Origin of the sequence: Amphritea sp., from assembly GCF_048266285.1 — a bacterium.
Lineage (GTDB): Bacteria > Pseudomonadota > Gammaproteobacteria > Pseudomonadales > Balneatricaceae > Amphritea.
This window is the reverse complement of the sequence record NZ_JBLWZV010000026.1, coordinates 13,294-33,190: the sequence shown is the minus strand read 5'-3', so window position 1 is coordinate 33,190 and position 19,897 is coordinate 13,294. Positions and strand designations below refer to the sequence as shown.

Below are 19,897 nucleotides of genomic sequence, written 5' to 3'. Positions count from 1 at the left end.
GATCACGACTCATCTTTTTTAGTTATTCAATTCGCTGAGCAGAACACCCTCTGCCGAATCAGAACCCGATCTAAGTCTGAAAGTCCCTTCTGCTATAGCCAGCAACTTACCGTGCTGATCGAAAAGCTCACCGCTACTGTTGAATATGCGTCGTCCACCCGCCCTTTTCTTACCAACCGCTCGCACCACACCTTCGCCGCATTGCCCTGTAAAGGTAATTGTTAAAGATAGAGTAATGGCCATGCGAATACGCTCGGGGTCAGGACAAAACAACCCCGCTTCCGCACAAACAACATCTAGCAAAGAGGAAATAACACCTCCATGCATAATCCCTGCGCGATTAAGATGTTGAGGTTTTAGCTTAAGTTCAAGCACGGCAGAATCTTCATTTCTTTCCACTACCTGGTACCCAAGAGAAGCTGGAAAATTGTCAATATCAACTTTCACGACCTCTTGTTCCGCTCCAGAGCTTACTTCTCTTAAATTGTTACGCATTTCAATAACACCATTTTTATACAAAAAAAACATAATAGCATTTCATCAAGCGGAATTGAAATTCATTTATAAAGCAATATACTCTAACTAAGCTTCTCCATTAAAACGGACGATTAACCGCACTGCCAGAACCCTAACCACTTGCTTTTACAGGATTAAGATATGCTGCCTCAAGTACTCAGAGAAACGGACCCATCCCTCGAACAGTGGCACAACGCAATAGCAAGCATTGTTAAACAGGGGATTAATACGCAATCGGTCGGCTATTTGGTCGATACTATTCGTTCCATTATTAACGGTGGCAACAGCAGTATTACAATCTTTCACAAAGATGCACGACCAAGGCATATCTGCAGTCAAGACCCTGACAGCGACAGCACTCAACATAGTCATCAGTATTATATTAACAATACAGATCACCATAGCCCCTTTTACCGACTCGCCATGAATGGCTCGGCAGAAGGGGTATATACCTTGTCAGAAGTCGTTTCGCGCGAGCACAGGCAGAGCAAGTCTAATCACTATCGTTATGGCCGCCGGTTTAACCTGACAGATGAGATCTGCATGCTAATTCCGACAGAGAAAAGCACCAGTATTCAAATTTCCGTAAAACGCACTAAGGGTGGCTCAAGCTTTACAACAGCAGAGCGCGAATTTTGTCGCAGTGTATTCTCGATTGTGCGAGAAATATCATTGAAGTGGTATCAAGCATTCCAGCAGAGCGAAAAACAACCGTTGCTCAGCCCTCATTTGGATAGTGCATTAAGGAACTTTGGACATTCGCTGCTGACACGACGCGAATGTGAAACATTAGAAATGATGCTCCGCGGCCACAACATTACATCAACAGCCACAAAACTAAATATCAAACCTGAAACGGTTAAGCATCACCGCAAAAACCTTTATACCAAACTAGACGTTAGCTCTCAGGTAGAGGTGTTCCATTTGTTTTTAGATTCATTGAGAACGATGACCGAAAGTTCAGCAGCAGACCCTCTTGTCGATTACCTAAAACATATCGACAACACATCGGTTACAAAGGAAGTACTCAGCAGTAACTCAACAGCATAACACCGCTGCACAGCATAAAGCGGCAAAATAGTGGCGCCCTATCTCCGCTAAGCCATCAGGCAAGTACAGTACTTCAGAGGGGAGACCTAGGTTGCCTCTAATAACGTCTTAACATTCCTTATAGACACTTATCTTTAAAGCAAAAATTCAATAGCAACCTGGTTGTCAGGATTAACGCCTGCACAGATATGAAGGTCAATGTCGTGATGAATAACGCTAAAGTGCTTTCAACGAATCGGCAGGTTTTTAAACAATACCTCTTCTCAAAGTAACAATAATGCGATTAAGCAATCTCACGGTTAAGTGCTTAAACACCCATGTTTACAATATCGCGGACAACATGAATTAACTGCGGAGCAAATAAATCTGTAACCATCTCAGCAGTCACCAGATAGCTCGGTCCACCGACGCTCAAGCACATTGTTTTGCCATCTTGAAGACGGAAAGGCACTGCCACGGCGTTAACCATTTTGTCCCAGTCCCCCAATGAAAGGCAGTAACCATTTTCTTCATAGCAGGTAACAGCGTCTTCTATACCCGCGGCTATTGCTGGCCACTTATCACCGCTTTTATTTTCCAGCATGTTAAGGAAAACTTCCCGCTCATCTGCATTTAAAGAGGCTAGATATGCCCGACCTGCAGAAGAGGTTTCCATCGGTAGACGAGAACCAACTTCCATACGCAAAGATTGCGAGTTATCGCCGCGACAGTTTTCAACATAAATCATTGAAAGCCTCTCCCGAGCAACCAACCCAACCGACACCTTTGTGCGATGAGCGAGATCATCCATCAATGGCTTAACAACTTGTCTCACTTTTAAATTGGACGTGTAGGCATATCCGAGCGCTAAAACACCCGCATCCAGTTGATACTTTTCCAACCGAGGTGAATAGCTAAGGTAGCCTAACTCCATAAGGGTATATGTCATTCGGGATACTGTCGGTTTCGGTAAGCCTGTAATCGCTGCAATTTCCTGATTACCGAGTACACCGCCGCCATAACTAAACGCTCGAAGGATATCCAAGCCTCTGGCTAACGCCTCGACAAACTTCCGATTTTTGACTTCTTCTTTTTCTCTGGGAAAGTCCATCATATTGTTCGTACACCTTAAAAATCTCTAAATTAAAATTATTTAAACAGTGAATTCCATTTAAGCCCACAGATCCCGTGATTAGTGAATTATAGTTCCATTCATGATGAATAGGTAGGTTCTAAGCGTGCTTACGCATCCTTAAAAAGCTCTGTTGTCGAAATAACGCCTCTACTTGCAAAAAAACAGCAGAAATAGACGCTTATCCGCCTTTCTGCAGGCCTGAGGCTTTCCTTCAAACACACCCTATTAACCCCTAGGCATCCAAGCGACCTATCGAAATGTCAGATAGTCTTAGGCTAGGAAACATCGCCGTCATCACAGAGAACAATAAAACCTTTTACTAACAAAAAATCAACATTAATTTCGCATAGCGGAATTTAATTATGCATATTGACCCTGAGATTCATTTGATATAGCTTAACAAACCATTCATATCGTCTCTATCGGATGCTGATGGTAGACGAGTAAATTTTGCTATTGACGAATAATGGCCACAGGAAATAAGAACAATGATACATGGTGATGACATATTCATGGGTAAACCAGCCAACGAGATAACAAACTCTCTTCCCGCTAGAGTCAGCCATAAAATCAAACAATGGATCAAGAAAACCCCAGACGCATTCGCTCTCAATGAACGTTCACGCAGCTGGACTTTTGCTCAACTAGGGCAAGCGATTGATGCCGCTCGATTACACCTTGAACAACATCAAGTACGCCCGGGTGACCGGGTTATGATCATTGGTGAAAACTCCTGCGCCCTCATTGCATTTATCATGGCCGCGAGTGAAATGGATGCTTGGATTGCGATCATCAACGCTCGCCTATCTAAGCACGAAATAGAAGGCATAAAACTCGATTGCGAGCCTCGCCATATCGTCTACACCGCGGAGTGTTCAAGCGAAGCTAAATCACATGCACAGGGACAAAACGCCACCTTTCAACAGCATCCCTTTCTAGGTGAGATCGCTTACAGTGGCTCCCTTGAAGCAATCCCTGAACCCGTTTCAGAAAGCGGAAAAGATCAAGTCTTCGCCATGATCTATACCTCGGGCACCACAGGGCAACCGAAAGGCGTTATGCTCACTCATCAGAACATTGCGTTTGTGGCAACCATCTCCGGAGAGCTGCGAGATCTGTCTCAATCAGACCGAGTCTATGCCGTACTGCCTATTTCCCATGTCTTTGGTCTCGCGTCAACGTGCTTAGGTACACTGTTTGTTGGCGGCTGCCTTTACTTAGCGCCTCGCTTCGACACCACCTTATGTATCAAAGCATTATTAGAACAGCACATTACCGTATTACAGGGAGTTCCCCCAATGTTCTGTGCGTTGGTCGATTACCTAAAGAACACCAAGGGAATGAGTGCCGATGATTTACACCTTCGTTATATTTCTTGCGGTGGTGCACCGCTTGACCCTGAAACGAAAAAACTCACCGAAGAGTTTTTCAAAATACCACTGAACAACGGCTATGGCATGACCGAAACAAGCCCCACCATTACTCAAACCAGAATTGATGAGCCATTAGAAAGCTGTGCCACCGGCCGGCCAATCCCCGGGGTTGAAATTCGCCTTGTGGCTAAGGATGGTACTGATGTCGCCAAAGGAGAAGTGGGTGAACTTTGGATCAGAGGGCCAAACGTAATGAAGGGTTATTTTCGTAAGCCGGAACAGACAGCAGAAATTATTAACAGTGACGGATGGCTCAACACCAAAGACCTCGCACAGGCCGATGAATTAGATAATGTTTATATTATTGGCCGCACCAAAGAGATGATCGTAAAATCAGGCTTCAATGTATACCCAGCCGAAGTTGAAGCGGCCCTCAATACACACCCTTTGGTCGTCCAGTCTGCGGTTATTGGTAAACAGGTTCAAGGGGATGAAACGGTTCTGGCATTCGTTCAGCCTTCCGCAGAAGGCAACCTCACCGCCGAAATGCTCAAGCAGCACTGTCGACAACTTTTATCCCCCTATAAATGCCCCTCTCAAATCACCATCATGCAGGAACTGCCGGCAACGGCAACCGGTAAAATACTGAAAAGCAAGCTAAAAACTCAAGCTGTGGCATGAAAGACTCTAGCCATTGATACTCGCTGACGTTAACCACGTCAGCCCTACCTATCCGTCAGGGCTCAGAGAAAACGTCTCCCATCATCTTAAGATAATGTTGCTCAACATCTATTTCGATGTGTGGCTTTGCGAACGGCAACCACACACTGGATGCAGCCCAGTATTAAAATAACTAGCCCGCCTGGAGGGATAGAGCCAATGATTAATAGCCTGTCAGCACTCTGTCTGATACTCACGATGGCGGCAACGGTTTGCTATCAATTGCTTGGTGACACCTTCTATATGCTTTGCGCTGCCATTGCGACCATCGCCTTTTTCGCGATGCAATGGCCACAGATGAATACCACGGCTCGGATTCTGTTAGGTGCTGCCGCATCTTCAACCCTGCTGCTTAGCTTAACTCAAGATCCTCTCAATACCGCAGCAACAGCACTATCTCGAGCCTGCTATTTCGCTACCTTTTTAGTTGCTCTCACTTTTTTACGCCTTGCGGCTAAGCACTCAATGATGGTGAGCCGCTGCGGTGAACTGGTTGTCAATCAACCACCCGCTCTGCGCTATGGTATCATTTCATATGCTAGTTATATCTTTGGTATTGTCCTCAATTTTGGTGTCATTCATCTTCTTGGACAGATGATCGCTAAAGGCAACACGCTGGAATCGGCCGGTAACCTCATCCGGATACAAGAGAAACGACGCCAGCGAATGAGCCTTGCCCTTCTCAGAGGTTTTGCTGTTCTCCCTCTAGCGTCTCCGTTCTCCATTACCATGACGTTAATGCTAGCCGCTATTCCTGATTTAAACTGGCTGAAATTATTGCCTATTGGCATCGCCACGGCAGCCATGCTGATCTTGCTCGGCTGGATTCTTGATTACGTTCAAAATCCACACCCTGCCCCCATCGAAGCACAATACAAAGACTCGACTCTCAGCTGGCTGCCTGCATGGAAATTTTTAGCACTCATCCTCTCGATTTTCTCACTAGCGGCGCTGATCGAACGTTTCACACCGGCAAACCTATCACTGGCAATTATTATCTTAAGCCCGGTTTTTGGCATCTTATGGATTTACTTAAGACACTATCGAGAAGGCAAGACATATAAACACACCTATCAACAGATCAAACTCGAGCTACCACATGAGATAACAGGACTGCGCTCAGAGATAAGCATAATGACGGGCGCCTGCTTCTTTGGCATCATCATTGCCGACACTCTCCCTCACGACACGCTAGTGCAATTGGTCGAAGTGCTGCACATTACAGGCACACCATTAGCCATTACGGCGTGTGTCTTGATAACACTCTTGTCACATATCGGTCTGAACCCCATCGTCACGGTAACGATCATCGCGTCAGTACTAACCCCTGCCGAATCGTTTGAGCTATCCCCAGAATTACTGGCGATTGGATTAATGTCAGGATGGTGCCTTGCCATGAACTCATCTCCGGTTGCTATCCCGACACTACTGATCAGTAAAATAACGGGCTGCCTGCCGAGGATAATCACCTACCGCTGGAATGTTCTATACACTCTCCTGAGTATTATTGGATTAAGTGTTTGGCTTAGCGTTTTGAATTCGACTTTATTCAGCCTGTAGGTTTTCTGCTAGGTTGATGATCATTGAACAACCGAATCGAGTCTCTTCAATTGCATTAGTTGCGGAAATACTAGGCAAGGTGCGCCTTTTAAAAAAAGGCTACTTTCAATGCTTAATGAAGTTTTATTTTCGGTTTTACGGCGCTACCAATTTTTTGAGCCAACATGACTGTCGAAGCTTTAAGCAAACCATGGATGGCCACCTGATGCATACGATAGAGTGATATATAAACGAACCTTGCAATTCGCCCTTCAATAAACATGGAGCCTTTCGATAAATTACCCATCAAGCTACCCACCGTACTATATTTACTCAGATTAACCAGTGATCCGTGGTCTTTATAAACGTACTCGCTCAACGGTTCTCCCTGTCTATTTTGGATAATATTTCTATACACTAAACCTGCCATCTGGTGCGCAGACTGTGCCCGAGGAGGCACCCAAGATCCATTTTTTTGCTGACATGCACAACAATCACCAATGACATAAATACTATCATCAATGGTGCTCTGTAACGTCGGTTTGACAACAATCTGGCCACTTATATTCGTTTCAAAAATGTCTATCTCTTGAATAAAGTTTGGCGCTTTAACACCGGCGGCCCATACAATCAGATCGGCGCCTATACGCAAATCATCAGCCACCACTGCTTTCTTATCGACCTGAGTTACTCGTACATTTTCATGAATACTCACGCCCAATTTAGCTAGCTCTTGCTTAGCCTTAACAGCAATACGCTCTGGCAAAGCCTGCAATATGCGAGGTCCACCTTCGATCAGATCAATTTTAAGCCGCTTTGCTGACATATCCGGCATCCCGTAAATATTGAGCAAACTAGCAACATGATAAAGCTCAGCGGCCAACTCAACGCCCGTGGCCCCTCCTCCCACAATCGCCAGTCGTAGCTCACTCTTAGAAGATTGCTGGTTAATACGCATAAATTGGTTTATGAGTGCTTGATGAAAACGTTCAGCTTGCTGGTTCGAATCGAGAAAAAAGCAATTTTCAGAAACACCCGGAGTACCGAAATCATTGCTAACACTCCCCACAGCCAGCACAAGAGTATCAAATGACTGAGTCCTTTCCGGCAAAACTTCCTTGCCCTCATCATCAAACAACGCTGCCAATGTTATCCGTTTATTCTGAGAATCTAAGTCGATCATGGTTCCGATTTGGAATTGGTAATAGTGCGAGTGAGAATGTGCACGATACACGACACCATCAGTGTTAATATCAAGTGAGCCCGTCGCAACCTCATGCAGTAGCGGTTTCCAGATATGTGTTCTGTTCCGATCTATCAAAATAATATTAGCTTGCTTGTTTTTACCGTATTTATGACCCAGGCGAGTTGCCAACTCTAGTCCACCAGCGCCCCCTCCTACAATGACAATGTTTTTCATAATCGACCCTTCAAATTAGTTCAGATTAAGGCTCTAACTAAAACCTTAATCTGAACAAACTGAAAACCCTAGACAGACAAATAACGCAACTTAATATTCAAACCAAAACATCATTGACAATAAGTTAGTTTGAAAATGGCTCATAGCTATCAATCATCATTAAATAACCAAACAGCATCATTTAATCTCCGATATAAATAGCCATAAGCACATACTGATTAAATAAGTAATTTTTGAAGCTAAGCAACATTCACCATATTTTTTTCACGACGCCGAAGCACTTCATGCACTGTAGCGCCGATCAATGTCAAACCAATGATCAACACCGCCAAGGCACTAACCGCCGGCGTAATACCTAACCGCACTTTTGCCGCTAGCACCGTTGTTAAGGTACTTTCAGCCTGAATAGTAAACACGGTGGTATTGTAGTTTTCGAACGACGTTAGAAAAGCCAATACCGCAGCAGAGATCAGCGCAGGTTTAAGGTATGGAACAAGTATCTGCCAAAACACCTGATTTCTCGTTGCCCCTAAATCCAGGGCGGCTTCTTCAAGAGTAGTATCAAAACGCTGTAATCTAGCCAGAAATATCAACATTGTGTAAGAGCTGATAAAAGTAGCCTGCCCCAGAATAGTTAACCAGATACCGTTGTAAAAAGGGCTTTCAAAGTCAGCATCCAGCATCATTCCCATCCAATCCCAGAACACTAACGTCGAAATACCAATGATCAGGCCGGGTGTTAAGATCGGCGACAACACGATTACATAATAAATGCCCCGTACACGGTGATGTACTTGGTTTAACATCAACGCACCCGCCAAGCCAAAAGGTATCGACATACAGATAACACCAACACCAATGATCAAACTATTGATAAAGCCCTCTATCATAAACCCATCATTTAGCAGCTCCTCAAACCACTTTAATGTAAATCCTCCCCACGGCGTTACCTGTGGATAGGCATTATCGTTAAACGCCGTGGCACTCATCATCAATAATGGGCCAAACAAGTAAGCGAAAAACAACAACAGATAAAAAGCCATCATAAACTGTCGAATATGTGTCGACTTCAGCTGAAACCCCACTTTAGCTTTACTGCGGGGCTGTGTAATTTGTGTAACGCTAGTCATTTTACAATCTCCCCAAAGCTCACTTTGAAGAGCTTCATCACGGCCATTACAAAAATGATACAAACCAGTAGCAACACAAAGGCATAAGCGGCTCCTTGTGGCCAATTCCCCCCGGTGTTAAACCACTGGTAGATTATCTGCGTAAACCAAAGACTACTTGGGCCTCCAAGAATCTGCGGCGCAGCTAAAGCTCCACAGGAAAGCATGAATACCATCGTCGAGCCAGAAGCAATTCCTGGTTTAGCAAAAGGCATGACAACCTCAAAATGAACTCGCCACCAGGAACAACCCAAATCCTTTGCAGCCTCAATCTGATTATGATCCAAGCTTTCGATGGCGTTATATAAAGGGAAAATCATCAGTAGAAGATAGGCATAGGACAAGCCGGAATATAGCGCAACATCAGCACGAATGAAGTCAACGGGCTGGTCAGTCAAACCCAACCACATCAATACCGAATTCATCACACCACCGCTACCAAATAAAATTCTAAAGGCAAACGCCCGCAGAATTTCATTCACCCAGAAAGGTAACAATAAACAAAGCGCCAACAGACGTAACCTGCCGGAGCTGGCAACTTGCGCCATGTAGTAAGCAACGGGATAACAAATTGCCAAATCAATAATAGTCACGACCACTGCCGCAATAATCGTACGTAAGAAAATTTTCAAATGGAGCCAGTTGAAACTTTCCTCTCCACCCTCCGGACCAAATAGCAGGTATTCATAATTTTGTGTGGTATAGACATCCTCAGGCCCGCCTATTTTGCTCGGGGGTAAGTTTTGACTGAAAGAGAAATCAACCATATAAAGTTGAGGAAGAATGATCATGAAAAACAGCCAGCCGATCAAACTTAGAATGAGGTAACACGAAACGACAATCCCATTTCGGCGTAGAAAACGCCCAAAACCAGTGCTTGCCGATAATGAACTGCGTTGGTAAACAACCAGTAAAGCGACAACAAGGGCTGCACCGATTAACGACGCCAGCGGTAATAGATAATTATTCATAGGCCATATCCCCCGCAGGCAATACGACGGCACACTCAGGCTTAAACCCGACACTAATCAGCGCGCCTTTCTCGAAGGCCGGAATATTCCCATCGTTAACCAATGAGACTACCAAGTTGCGGCGATCACCCGCAAGGTGAAGATGTTCAAACTCACCCTCGAATACCTGATCATTAACCCGCGTCTGAATGATATTTTCAAACGGCTGACCGGACATCAAACTGAGGTTTTGTGGCCGTATAAACAGTGTTGCGAAATCCCCCACCACTAGATTCTGTTCATTCCGTCCGCTCAACTCGCCAAAGCAAGTTTCTATCTGGGCATACCCGTCTTCTACGCGGGTAACGGTACCGTAAATAGAATTATTTTCACCGACGAACGAAGCAACAAACGGAGTGGCCGGATTATCATAAATTTCTTGTGCAGTCCCCACTTGCTGCATAACGCCATGGCTCATCACAGCAATTCGATCCGACATCGTCAGTGCTTCACCCTGATCATGGGTAATATAGATAAAAGTGATGCCAACTTTTTGTTGAATACGCCGTAACTCAACCCGCATATGCTCACGGAGTTTAAGATCTAGTGCTGACAAAGGCTCATCAAGTAATAAAACTTTAGGCTCAACCGCTAAAGCACGGGCAATAGCGACTCGCTGACGTTGTCCACCGGAGAGCTCACTAGGCAACTTGTCTCCTTGGCCAGATAACGCGATCATATCAAGCAACTCATCTGCTTTTTTACGCCTTTGCGCTTTACCTACACCTCGCACCTTTAGGCTAAAACTAATATTTTCAGCAACACTCATCAAAGGAAACAACGCTAAATTTTGAAAGACTAGTGCTGTAGGTCGCTCATTCGGGCCATACCCCAGCATATCCTCTCCACCAATCCGGATCTGCCCATCAGAAGGATCATTAAACCCGGAAACAGCTCTTAAAATGGTCGTTTTTCCGCAGCCTGAGGGCCCTAAAAAACTAAAAAACTCACCATCACTAATATTGAGATTTATATTTTTAACCGCGTGAAAATCACCAAAACGAATATTCAGGTTTTCCAATTCAACATTAGAACTCATGGGATAATTCTCTCACTAACTTGCCAAATTTACGCGCAGAACCAACTACACAAAGAAATAGAAATAAATATGTATGATTACCGCACTTTACAAATGGGCAACTGGTTAATATCGGCCCTATTCAGGGCCATGATAAACAGATAAATGGAGGCTACCTTTTATAAAGGTAGATATTCCAAGATGGACTAAGACGGTAATATCCTGAAACAATAAAAACTTGATACACTGAATCTAAAATAAACATTAATCCAAGCAAATGTAATCACATAGATAAGCCTATCTAGATACGTAATATGTACGATAAAACAGCGAACCCAGAAACATTAACCCCCAACCGATATAGCAGCGAAAAAGCTCCGCCGCCTCATAACAACAGATAAAATCAGGCTGCTACAAACTTATCCCGGTATTGAGCCCGGATACCTGCGTACCAAGAAGGCTCAGCTGGCCACCACCATAAACGCTCTAACGCATCTTCCGGATATGCTTCAAGGAAATTTTTCTTAGCCTCATCAGTAACAAACTGATCTCCCCCGGCAGCACAGCTGTTATAACCCGTAGTATTCGCTAATAGCCCGCCAACTTCTGCTGAATATAGATATTCAATAAACGCATAAACAGCATCGGTGTTACGAACGCCTACAGGCATTGCTAGCCCATCTAGCCAAGTAAGTGCCCCTTCCTGGGGTGCCATATACTGGATCGGCTTACCTTGACTCTTAAGCTGCATCGCAGGTCCATCCCACGTTTGCGCAATCATCACATCATTCTGTGTAAAACCATTTTTTTGCGCATCAGCATCGGCCCAGAACTGTTTAACCCACTCTTTACGCTCGATACAGTATTTAGTGATTTCTCCCCATATACGCCGCATGTTTTCTTCATCTTTATAAGCATCCAGCATCCGGTTAGATGGTAAGACGCCTGTCGAGTCCAAATATAAACCGACGCCCAGCATCATTGAATGTGGGCGTCCCATAACAAAACCTTTTACCTCCGGCGAGAATAGATCGCCATAGCTAAGGTCTTTATATTCCCGACTCAACTTCTCAGTATTCCAGGCAAGCGCTTCGGTGCCCCAAAGATATGGCAGATGATGGTATTCATCATTCCAACCGCCGTGCTCCATCGATGTTCTTAACATCGGAGCAAGAATTTTGTCAGTTGGTATCCGGCTCATATCCCAAGGCTTTAACAACTCAAGATCACGCCATTGCGGCATCATATTGGAGGTCGGCCCGACAATATCGAAACCCCGTCCCCGGGTCGCTTTCATTTTATTGATCAGTTCTTGATTAGAACCAAACTGAGTGAATTTAACCTGTATTCCGGTATCTTTTTCAAACTGCTCTTTTACTTCATCGGGAAGATAACCCGCCCAGTTCATAATTTTCAATTCACCGGACGAAGCCAAAGCATCCCGACTTATAATCCAAGGTGCAACAGAGGCGGCCACGCCCATTGCTGCACTTTTCTTAATAAAGGACCGTCGAGCTACATTTAATTTTTGATTTTTAGCCATAACGTTTTCTCCAAAAGACTAGGTTTAATCACATCGGCATAAAGAGCTTCCCAATAACAGGTGAAATAACACCCATCGAGAACGCCTCTAAATTTGAAGGCTTAATTATTCACCACTGCAAAACAGCTTCACTTAAAGCTAATCGCTCTTTTGGACTTATTTAAGGTCCATTTAAATCACTTTAATAAGTCCATTATGTTTACTGCTATTGATCGTAACTAAAACAGAGAGGAAAGCAGGCCAGTTAAAATCGGACTTATAAGATTGATTCAAATGGCTATAAAACACATACCACTTGTCTCTTAGACTTTGCTGAACTTAAACCCGGGTTTCGATATCGGGCTTTGATAATAAAACGACTACGGCAAAAAATTAGGAGATGACCCATGACTAACAAACCATCCTTTCTGGTCGTAGAGGCCTACCCGAAAGCAGCTCGCGAAGAGCTTGGCCAATACGGGGCATCTAACGCATCACAACTCTACAGTCAGCTACTAAAGCACGTAGCAGAAGGGGCAACCACTGAAATTCTTTATATCGCCGACTTAGATAATGAACTGCCAAATATCGATCAACTTAACACCTACGACGGTATAGCCTGGACGGGCTCAAGCTTAACTATTTATGAGGATGTACCACAGGTGACCCGTCAGATTGAGCTAGCCCAACTAGCATTTGCAGCGGGTATTCCTCAATTCGGAAGTTGCTGGGCAGCTCAGGTGGCCGTAACTGCAGCAGGTGGTCAGTGTGCAGCCCATCCCGATGGCATAGAGTTCGGTATTGCTCGAAATATCAGCCTAACTGAAACCGGTCGTGGTCATCCGCTATATCGCGACAAGAAAACAGTATTTGATGGTTTTATCAGTCATTATGATGAAATTACCCACCTCCCTCCCGGCGCACAGATTCTCGCTGGAAATGATTACACCCGCGTCCAAGCGGTCAGCGTTACCCATAAAAAGGGTACCTTTTGGGCTACTCAATATCATCCAGAATATAACCTGCATGAACTTGCCCGCTTGTGTTATGCCCGGCGTGAACGCCTTGCCGGCTTTGGTTTCTTTGATTCACTTCAAGATGCAGAACTCTTTGTCGAAGATTTAGAAACGCTCTATACCCATCCAGAACGTAAAGATATCGCATGGCGCTTAGGTATCAGCACAGATCTGACCCATGAAGAAGTTCGCCAGACAGAAGTTCGTAACTGGATTACCGAGCTTGTCTTGCCACGCATGAAATCAAACCTTTGATGCTAATTCAAACGACGACTCAACAATAAAAACCTGACTCAATAATAGTAATGAGAATATGAATATGAGCGATAAACTACGTACCCTATCTCCTATCGACGGATCAGTTTATGTTGAACGTGAATACGCCGATCAAACGCAAATACGTTCAGCTCTACAACGAGCGCAACAAGCCCAAAAGGCTTGGAAAAAAGTTTCATTAGCTGAACGACAAGCGATCTGCAGCAAAGCCGTCGATGCATTTGCCAGCAATAAAGAACAAATCGGTGAAGAACTTTGCTGGATGATGGGCCGACCCATCCGTTATGCCGCAGGCGAAGTCGGCGGCTTCGAAGAACGTGCACGCTATATGATAGAGGTGGCAGAAGAAGCACTGCAGCCGGTAACCGTGCCTGAAAAAGCCGGATTTAAGCGCTACATAAAACGTGAAGCACTTGGTGTGGTATTTGTTATTGCTCCTTGGAATTATCCATACCTGACCGCGATCAACGCCATCATGCCGGCAATTCTGGCAGGTAACACCGTCGTGCTGAAACATTCAGCTCAAACCCCACTGTGTGCCGAGCGTATTGCCGAAGCGTTTGTTGCGGCTGGCTTACCTGAAGGTGTTTTCCAATACCTACATATTAGTCATGCTGATACTGAGAGCGTTATTCAAGCAGAAGAAGTTAACTACGTTGCATTTACAGGTTCAGTGCCTGGTGGAGCCATGGTGGAGCAGGCTGCTGCTGGACGCTTTATCGGCGTCGGACTTGAGCTTGGCGGAAAAGATCCAGCCTATGTCCGTGCCGATGCGAATCTTGATTACGCGGTAGAAACGACAATTGATGGGGCCTTCTTTAACTCAGGGCAATCTTGCTGCGGTATCGAACGCATCTACGTCGATGCATTTATTTATGATGACTTTGTGGCTAAAGCCGTCGCATTGGTCAAACAGTACAAGCTGGGCCGTTCGGATGATCCTGACACAACGTTAGGTCCGGTGGTACGCGCCGCTGCCGCTGACTTCGTTCGAGAACAGATTGCCGATGCAGTTGAAAAAGGGGCGATTGCACAAATCTCACCCGATACTTTCGAGATGGATCAGCCAGGTACAGCTTACCTTGCTCCGCAAATACTCACTAACGTCAACCATGATATGCGGGTAATGACAGAAGAATCCTTTGGCCCGGTCGTTGGGATTCAGAAAGTCACTAGTGACGAAGAAGCTATTGCCTTGATGAATGACTCTGAATTCGGTCTCACAGCATCAATTTTCACCCGAGATGTTGCTTATGCAACAGAGCTGGGCGAACAAGTTGAAACCGGCACTTTTTTCATTAACCGCTGTGATTATCTTGATCCTGCCCTCGCCTGGACGGGGATTAAGAACTCAGGCCGCGGCTGTACTTTATCCAAGTTGGGCTTCGAATCACTGACCCGCCCGAAGTCCTTTCATATTAAAAACTAAACAGCACCCGATGACTTGTTAGGCGGTAACGCTTTTCGCCTAACAACAATCGGCAAATCTAAACCGGAGTGCCTAACTCCAGTAAAACAATAATGAATAAGCGGGGCTGCTAACACAGCCAAACTTTTGGAGCACAAAAATGACATATGCAAACCTTAATGGTAACTGGAACTATCCAAACAGCATCCGTGCCGGAGCTGGACGTATCACGGAACTCGCAGACGTCTGTAAAGGCCTAGGCATGAAAGCACCGTTACTGATTACGGATCCAGGCCTAGCCGCACTGCCAATGATCGCCGATGCAGTAGCCAGTTGCCGCAATGCTGACTTGCGCTGTGAGCTATTCAGTAACATTAAAGGTAACCCAACCGGGCAGAATGTTATGGATGGCGTTGACGCTTATAAAAAGGGTAACCATGATGGCGTCATTGCTTTTGGCGGTGGTTCCGGGCTGGATGCGGCTAAAGCGGTAGCTCTTATGGTAGGCCAAGACTTACCTCTATGGAGCTTTGAAGATGTCGGCGATAATTGGACTCATGTAAAAGAAGAAGGTGTTGCCCCCATTGTCGCCGTACCAACCACCGCCGGTACGGGTTCTGAAGTGGGTCGAGCATCGGTCATTACCGATGATGTAAATCACATCAAACGGATTATATTTCACCCTAAGATGTTACCGTCAGTCGTCATTCTTGACCCACAACTGACTGTCGGATTGCCTTCTAATATCACCGCAGCAACCGGTATGGACGCTCTGTCACATAACCTAGAAGCACTCTGCTCACCTTTTTATCACCCAATGGCTGAAGGCATTGCAATCGAAGGTATTCGACTGGTACAGGAATATCTACCACGTGCCACCAGCGATGGTCATGACATAGAAGCACGTATGCAAATGATTGTTGCCTCGGCAATGGGCGCCACCGCGTTTCAAAAAGGACTAGGTGGCATGCATGCCCTAGCTCATCCACTGGGCGCACTATACGACGCTCATCACGGAATGCTCAACGCTATCCTGATGCCATATGTACTCAAAGCAAATCGCCATGCGATTGATGAACGAATCGAACGATGTGCCCGCTACATGGGACTGGAAGATGCTTCATTTAATGGTTTCCTTAATTGGGTGCTTGAAATGCGCGAACGTCTAGGTATCCCACACTCTTTATCGGAAATCGGTATCAATAGCTACGATGCCGTCAAAGTAGGTCAAATGGCCAGTGAAGACCCAAGCGCCGGAGGCAACCCTATTCCGTTCACTGCCGATCAATATAGCGCCATCTTTACTGCCGCCATCAGAGGAGATTTATAAAGAACCGTTCTGGCTGCCTCTCCCATACTAAGGAGCTTTATTCAGCTCTACGCGTAATAGCGTTCCCCGGGAGGAGCAGCCAACCCTAGCAATAGTGTTTTTACTCGTTTGTATTACATCAAGCTTCGGAGTTTTCTATGCTGAACTGGCTTTTACAGATACCGTTTGCAGCTGGCTTGCGTCAGTCAATTGCAGCCGACTATAGCGTGTCCCATCTACGCCGGGATCTAGTCGCCGGTATTACCGTCGGTATCATAGCGATTCCACTCGCAATGGCACTGGCAATTGCCAGTGGTGTGCCGCCCCAATATGGACTCTATACTTGCGTGGTCGCAGGCTTGGTCATTGCTTTAACCGGCGGCAGCCGTCTTAGTATTTCCGGACCAACAGCAGCATTTGTTGTCATTCTTTACCCGGTCACACAGCAATTTGGCATTGCCGGCTTATTGATAGCGACAATCATGGCAGGCATGATGATGTTGCTGATGGGCCTTGCTCGGATGGGGAAATTAATCGAATTTATCCCGGCCCCCGTCGTTATCGGTTTTACCGCGGGCATCGCCATCGTTATCGCGACCTTACAGATAAAAGATTTTGCCGGCCTGAATATCGCATACATGCCTGCGGGATATATCGATAAAATTATTACACTGTGGCAGGCGCTTCCAAGCTACAACAGCAGTGACCTATTAATAGGATTAACCACCCTAGCAGTATTGGTTATCTGGCCCCGCTTACCCTTACGTATCCCGGGGCATCTTTTTGCCCTAGCGGCAGGCGTTACCGTTGCGCAATGGCTAAGTAGTAATGGCAGTGACATTGCCACGATAGGCACATTATTCAGCTATCAAGATCAAGGGAAAACCTTACCCGGAATCCCTCCTTTAGCCCCCTCTTTTCTCTTTCCTTGGGATTTACCCGGCCCAGACGGCCAGCCACTCGAACTCAGCTTATCCCTATTGCAGCAATTGTTTATACCCGCACTTGCTATCGCCCTATTAGGCGCCATTGAGTCTCTGCTGTGCGCTGTTATCTCTGACGGAATGAGCGGCCATCGTCATCATGCAAACAGTGAGTTGGTTGGTCAGGGATTAGGCAATATCATAGCCCCATTTTTTGGCGGCATTACCGCCACAGCCGCTATAGCACGAACCGTTGCTAACTATAAGGCAGGCGCCTGCTCCCCATTATCAGCTGTTATACATGCAGCAGTGGTACTGCTGGGCATTCTGTACCTAGCTCCGTTGTTATCATATTTACCGATGTCAGCACTCTCCGCATTATTACTGATGATCGCTTGGAATATGAGCGAACTGCCACATCTACTGCGCTTATTAAGAATATCGTCCAGAGGGGACAAAGCTCTGTTGCTCACCACCTTATTATTGACCGTAACAGTCAATATGGTGGCCGCCGTGGGGATTGGTATTGTGCTAGGCGCTCTGATTTTCATCCGCAGAATGGACACTACCGTAGAGGTAAGAGAGTTAAAGCAGAAGAGTCCGAGTCTGCCCTATGACCTACCTGATAATGTCTGTGTCTTGAAATTTTCAGGCCCCTTATTCTTTGCTGGCGCTGAAAGAACGTTACAAAGCGTACTGATGATGGATCGCAAACTAGACACCATTATTTTTTATCTAGAGGCCGTGCCTATCATCGATGCAACCGGTGTTACCTGCCTTGAAGCAGTAATCCAAGAAATGCGTCATCGCAACATTCGTCTCATACTCACCGACTTACAACCTCAACCGAGTAAAGCTTTAAAGCTAGCCGGTATTGCGCCAAAACAGCACTGGCTACTGTTTGAGCCCTCGTTAGAAAGCAGTCTAGAAAAATTCAATCTCAATATAGCTACATAAATTATAATAACTTAACTGGAGACATTATGAATTCATCTAAGCAAAACTCAGGTTCGCTTAAACGCGTACTGGGTCGGCAAGACGTTATGGCACTCGCCTTTGGTGCCATGATCGGCTGGGGCTGGGTCGCCTTGGCTGGTAACTGGGTACTTTCAGCAGGTGCGTTGGGGGCTTTTAGTGCTTTTATAATCGGGGGCGTCGCGGTCATTCTTATCGGTTTGACCTATGCAGAGCTTGCTTCCGCCATGCCGATTACCGGTGGCGAACATGTGTACAGCTATCGAGCCATGGGTGTTAAATGGTCCTTCATATGTACTTGGGCGATGCTACTCGGATACATATCAGTGATTGCATTTGAAGCCGTTGCATTGCCTACGGTGCTGGAATATATCTTCCCCCATTATAAAGTCGGCTACTTATATACCGTTGCCGGCTGGGATGTGTACGCCACCTGGGTTCTCGTCGGCATCGTCGGTTCAATCGTTATGATGTGGATAAACTACCGCGGAGTAAAAAGTGCCGCGCTGTTTCAAAAAGTGGTTACTATTCTCATTTTAATCGCCGGTGCAATGCTAATGTCAGGCGCACTACTTGAAGGCGATACCGCCAAGGCCGACCCATTATTTACCGAAGGTTATAAAGGCATTATGGGTGTCATCGTCATGGTACCGCTCATGTTCATCGGTTTTGACGTTATTCCACAGGCAGCAGAAGAGATCGACCTTCCCTATAAAGAGATAGGTAAGATTCTCATCGTATCCGTGATCATCGCTACATGCTGGTACGCATTTATCACCCTGTCCGTCGCTGTCGCACTAGACACCGAAGAATTAAAGCATTCAAGCCTTCCAGTGGCTGATGCAATGTCTGCTCTCGTAGGTGCGACTTGGGGTGGAAAGTTAATTGTTCTGGCCGGCCTAGGCGGCATCGTGACTAGCTGGAATGCCTTCTATGTTGGTGGCAGTCGTGCTATTTATGCTATGGCACGCGCCCGTATGCTTCCCTCTTTTCTTGCCAAACTACACCCTGTTTATAACACCCCAGTAAATGCCATTATCTTAATCGGAATTATCAGCACATTAGCACCATTAATGGGTAGAAAATCAATGGTTTGGTTAGTCGACGCTGGCGGACTTGGCATCATCGTCGCCTATGCCCTTGTTGCTTTCAGTTTTCTAATTTTGAGGAAAAAAGCACCTGAAATGAAACGCCCTTTCCGCGTCCCTATGGGGAAACTGGTTGGCTGGTCAGCTGTTGTTTTGTCTGCAGGCATTGGTACCTTGTATCTACCGGGCAGCCCTGCAGCTCTGACTCCGCCTGAATGGGCTATTGTTCTCGGTTGGACTCTTTTCGGGGTAATTCTTTATATCATGACATCTGCACAACACAGTGAAAGTGAAGTGAAAGCGATCTTAGACGCTGAGATTAATTCAAACCACACACTCTCTCAGGAAGAAGAAAAAGAGGCTGTGTTAGCTCGGTAATGTGACCAGTGGGCCAGCACTTTCACGACAAGTTCTGGCCCTTTTTTCCCTACATATATTCAAATCATAGAAT

The 19,897-nt window shown here is 45.8% G+C and carries 15 protein-coding genes; 8 read left to right on the top strand and 7 right to left on the bottom strand.

The annotated features are described in order from the left end of the window. Positions 1-18: 18 nt before the first annotated feature. Positions 19-528 (bottom strand): PaaI family thioesterase, encoded by a 510-nt coding sequence (locus tag ACN0T0_RS18400; protein WP_417228197.1) that lies wholly within the window; start codon positions 526-528, stop codon positions 19-21. A 129-nt stretch (positions 529-657) separates the two neighbouring features. On the opposite strand from ACN0T0_RS18400, the gene ACN0T0_RS18395 reads away from it, so the two are divergent. Beyond that, positions 658-1,566 (top strand): helix-turn-helix transcriptional regulator, encoded by a 909-nt coding sequence (locus tag ACN0T0_RS18395; RefSeq protein ID WP_417228196.1) that lies wholly within the window; start codon positions 658-660, stop codon positions 1,564-1,566. 307 nt (positions 1,567-1,873) lie between these two features. On the opposite strand, the gene ACN0T0_RS18390 is transcribed toward ACN0T0_RS18395, so the two are convergent. Further along, a complete protein-coding gene (locus ACN0T0_RS18390; protein WP_417228195.1) occupies positions 1,874-2,659 on the bottom strand; it encodes an IclR family transcriptional regulator in 786 nt (261 codons plus the stop codon). A gap of 509 nt (positions 2,660-3,168) precedes the next feature. Here ACN0T0_RS18390 and ACN0T0_RS18385 point away from each other — a divergent pair. Both ACN0T0_RS18385 and ACN0T0_RS18380 read left to right on the top strand, forming a co-directional pair. Continuing rightward, on the top strand, positions 3,169-4,734 hold the full coding sequence (locus ACN0T0_RS18385; protein WP_417228194.1) for a class I adenylate-forming enzyme family protein: 1,566 nt from the start codon (positions 3,169-3,171) through the stop codon (positions 4,732-4,734). Between the two features lie 198 nt (positions 4,735-4,932). After that, positions 4,933-6,333 carry a hypothetical protein gene (locus tag ACN0T0_RS18380; RefSeq protein WP_417228193.1) on the top strand — a complete coding sequence of 467 codons (1,401 nt, stop codon included), beginning with the start codon at positions 4,933-4,935 and terminating at the stop codon, positions 6,331-6,333. 112 nt (positions 6,334-6,445) lie between these two features. On the opposite strand, the gene ACN0T0_RS18375 is transcribed toward ACN0T0_RS18380, so the two are convergent. The 5 genes from ACN0T0_RS18375 to ACN0T0_RS18355 all read right to left on the bottom strand — a co-directional run bounded on the left by ACN0T0_RS18375 (position 6,446) and on the right by ACN0T0_RS18355 (position 12,472). Then, a complete protein-coding gene (locus ACN0T0_RS18375) occupies positions 6,446-7,732 on the bottom strand; it encodes an NAD(P)/FAD-dependent oxidoreductase (RefSeq protein ID WP_417228192.1) in 1,287 nt (428 codons plus the stop codon). Between the two features lie 239 nt (positions 7,733-7,971). Then, complete coding sequence (locus ACN0T0_RS18370; RefSeq protein WP_417228191.1) at positions 7,972-8,862, bottom strand: ABC transporter permease; 891 nt, start codon at positions 8,860-8,862, stop codon at positions 7,972-7,974. Then, positions 8,859-9,872 (bottom strand): ABC transporter permease, encoded by a 1,014-nt coding sequence (locus tag ACN0T0_RS18365; protein WP_417228190.1) that lies wholly within the window; start codon positions 9,870-9,872, stop codon positions 8,859-8,861. Before ACN0T0_RS18365 ends, ACN0T0_RS18370 begins: the two co-directional genes overlap by 4 nt. Continuing rightward, positions 9,865-10,950 carry an ABC transporter ATP-binding protein gene (locus ACN0T0_RS18360; protein ID WP_417228189.1) on the bottom strand — a complete coding sequence of 362 codons (1,086 nt, stop codon included), beginning with the start codon at positions 10,948-10,950 and terminating at the stop codon, positions 9,865-9,867. The genes ACN0T0_RS18365 and ACN0T0_RS18360 overlap by 8 nt, the downstream gene beginning before the upstream one ends. A 382-nt stretch (positions 10,951-11,332) precedes the next feature. Further along, positions 11,333-12,472 (bottom strand): extracellular solute-binding protein, encoded by a 1,140-nt coding sequence (locus ACN0T0_RS18355; protein WP_417228188.1) that lies wholly within the window; start codon positions 12,470-12,472, stop codon positions 11,333-11,335. 386 nt (positions 12,473-12,858) lie between these two features. On the opposite strand from ACN0T0_RS18355, the gene ACN0T0_RS18350 reads away from it, so the two are divergent. From ACN0T0_RS18350 to ACN0T0_RS18330, 5 genes are all read left to right on the top strand, one after another. Next, a complete protein-coding gene (locus ACN0T0_RS18350; RefSeq protein ID WP_417228187.1) occupies positions 12,859-13,722 on the top strand; it encodes a type 1 glutamine amidotransferase in 864 nt (287 codons plus the stop codon). Positions 13,723-13,786: 64 nt separating this feature from the next. Then, entirely contained in the window at positions 13,787-15,172 is a 1,386-nt protein-coding gene (locus ACN0T0_RS18345; protein ID WP_417228186.1) for an aldehyde dehydrogenase family protein, read from the top strand. A 139-nt stretch (positions 15,173-15,311) separates the two neighbouring features. Beyond that, positions 15,312-16,481 carry an iron-containing alcohol dehydrogenase gene (locus ACN0T0_RS18340; RefSeq protein WP_417228185.1) on the top strand — a complete coding sequence of 390 codons (1,170 nt, stop codon included), beginning with the start codon at positions 15,312-15,314 and terminating at the stop codon, positions 16,479-16,481. A 137-nt stretch (positions 16,482-16,618) separates the two neighbouring features. Further along, complete coding sequence (gene dauA, locus ACN0T0_RS18335; protein WP_417228184.1) at positions 16,619-18,340, top strand: C4-dicarboxylic acid transporter DauA; 1,722 nt, start codon at positions 16,619-16,621, stop codon at positions 18,338-18,340. 26 nt (positions 18,341-18,366) lie between these two features. After that, entirely contained in the window at positions 18,367-19,824 is a 1,458-nt protein-coding gene (locus ACN0T0_RS18330) for an APC family permease (protein ID WP_417228183.1), read from the top strand. Positions 19,825-19,897: the final 73 nt, after the last annotated feature.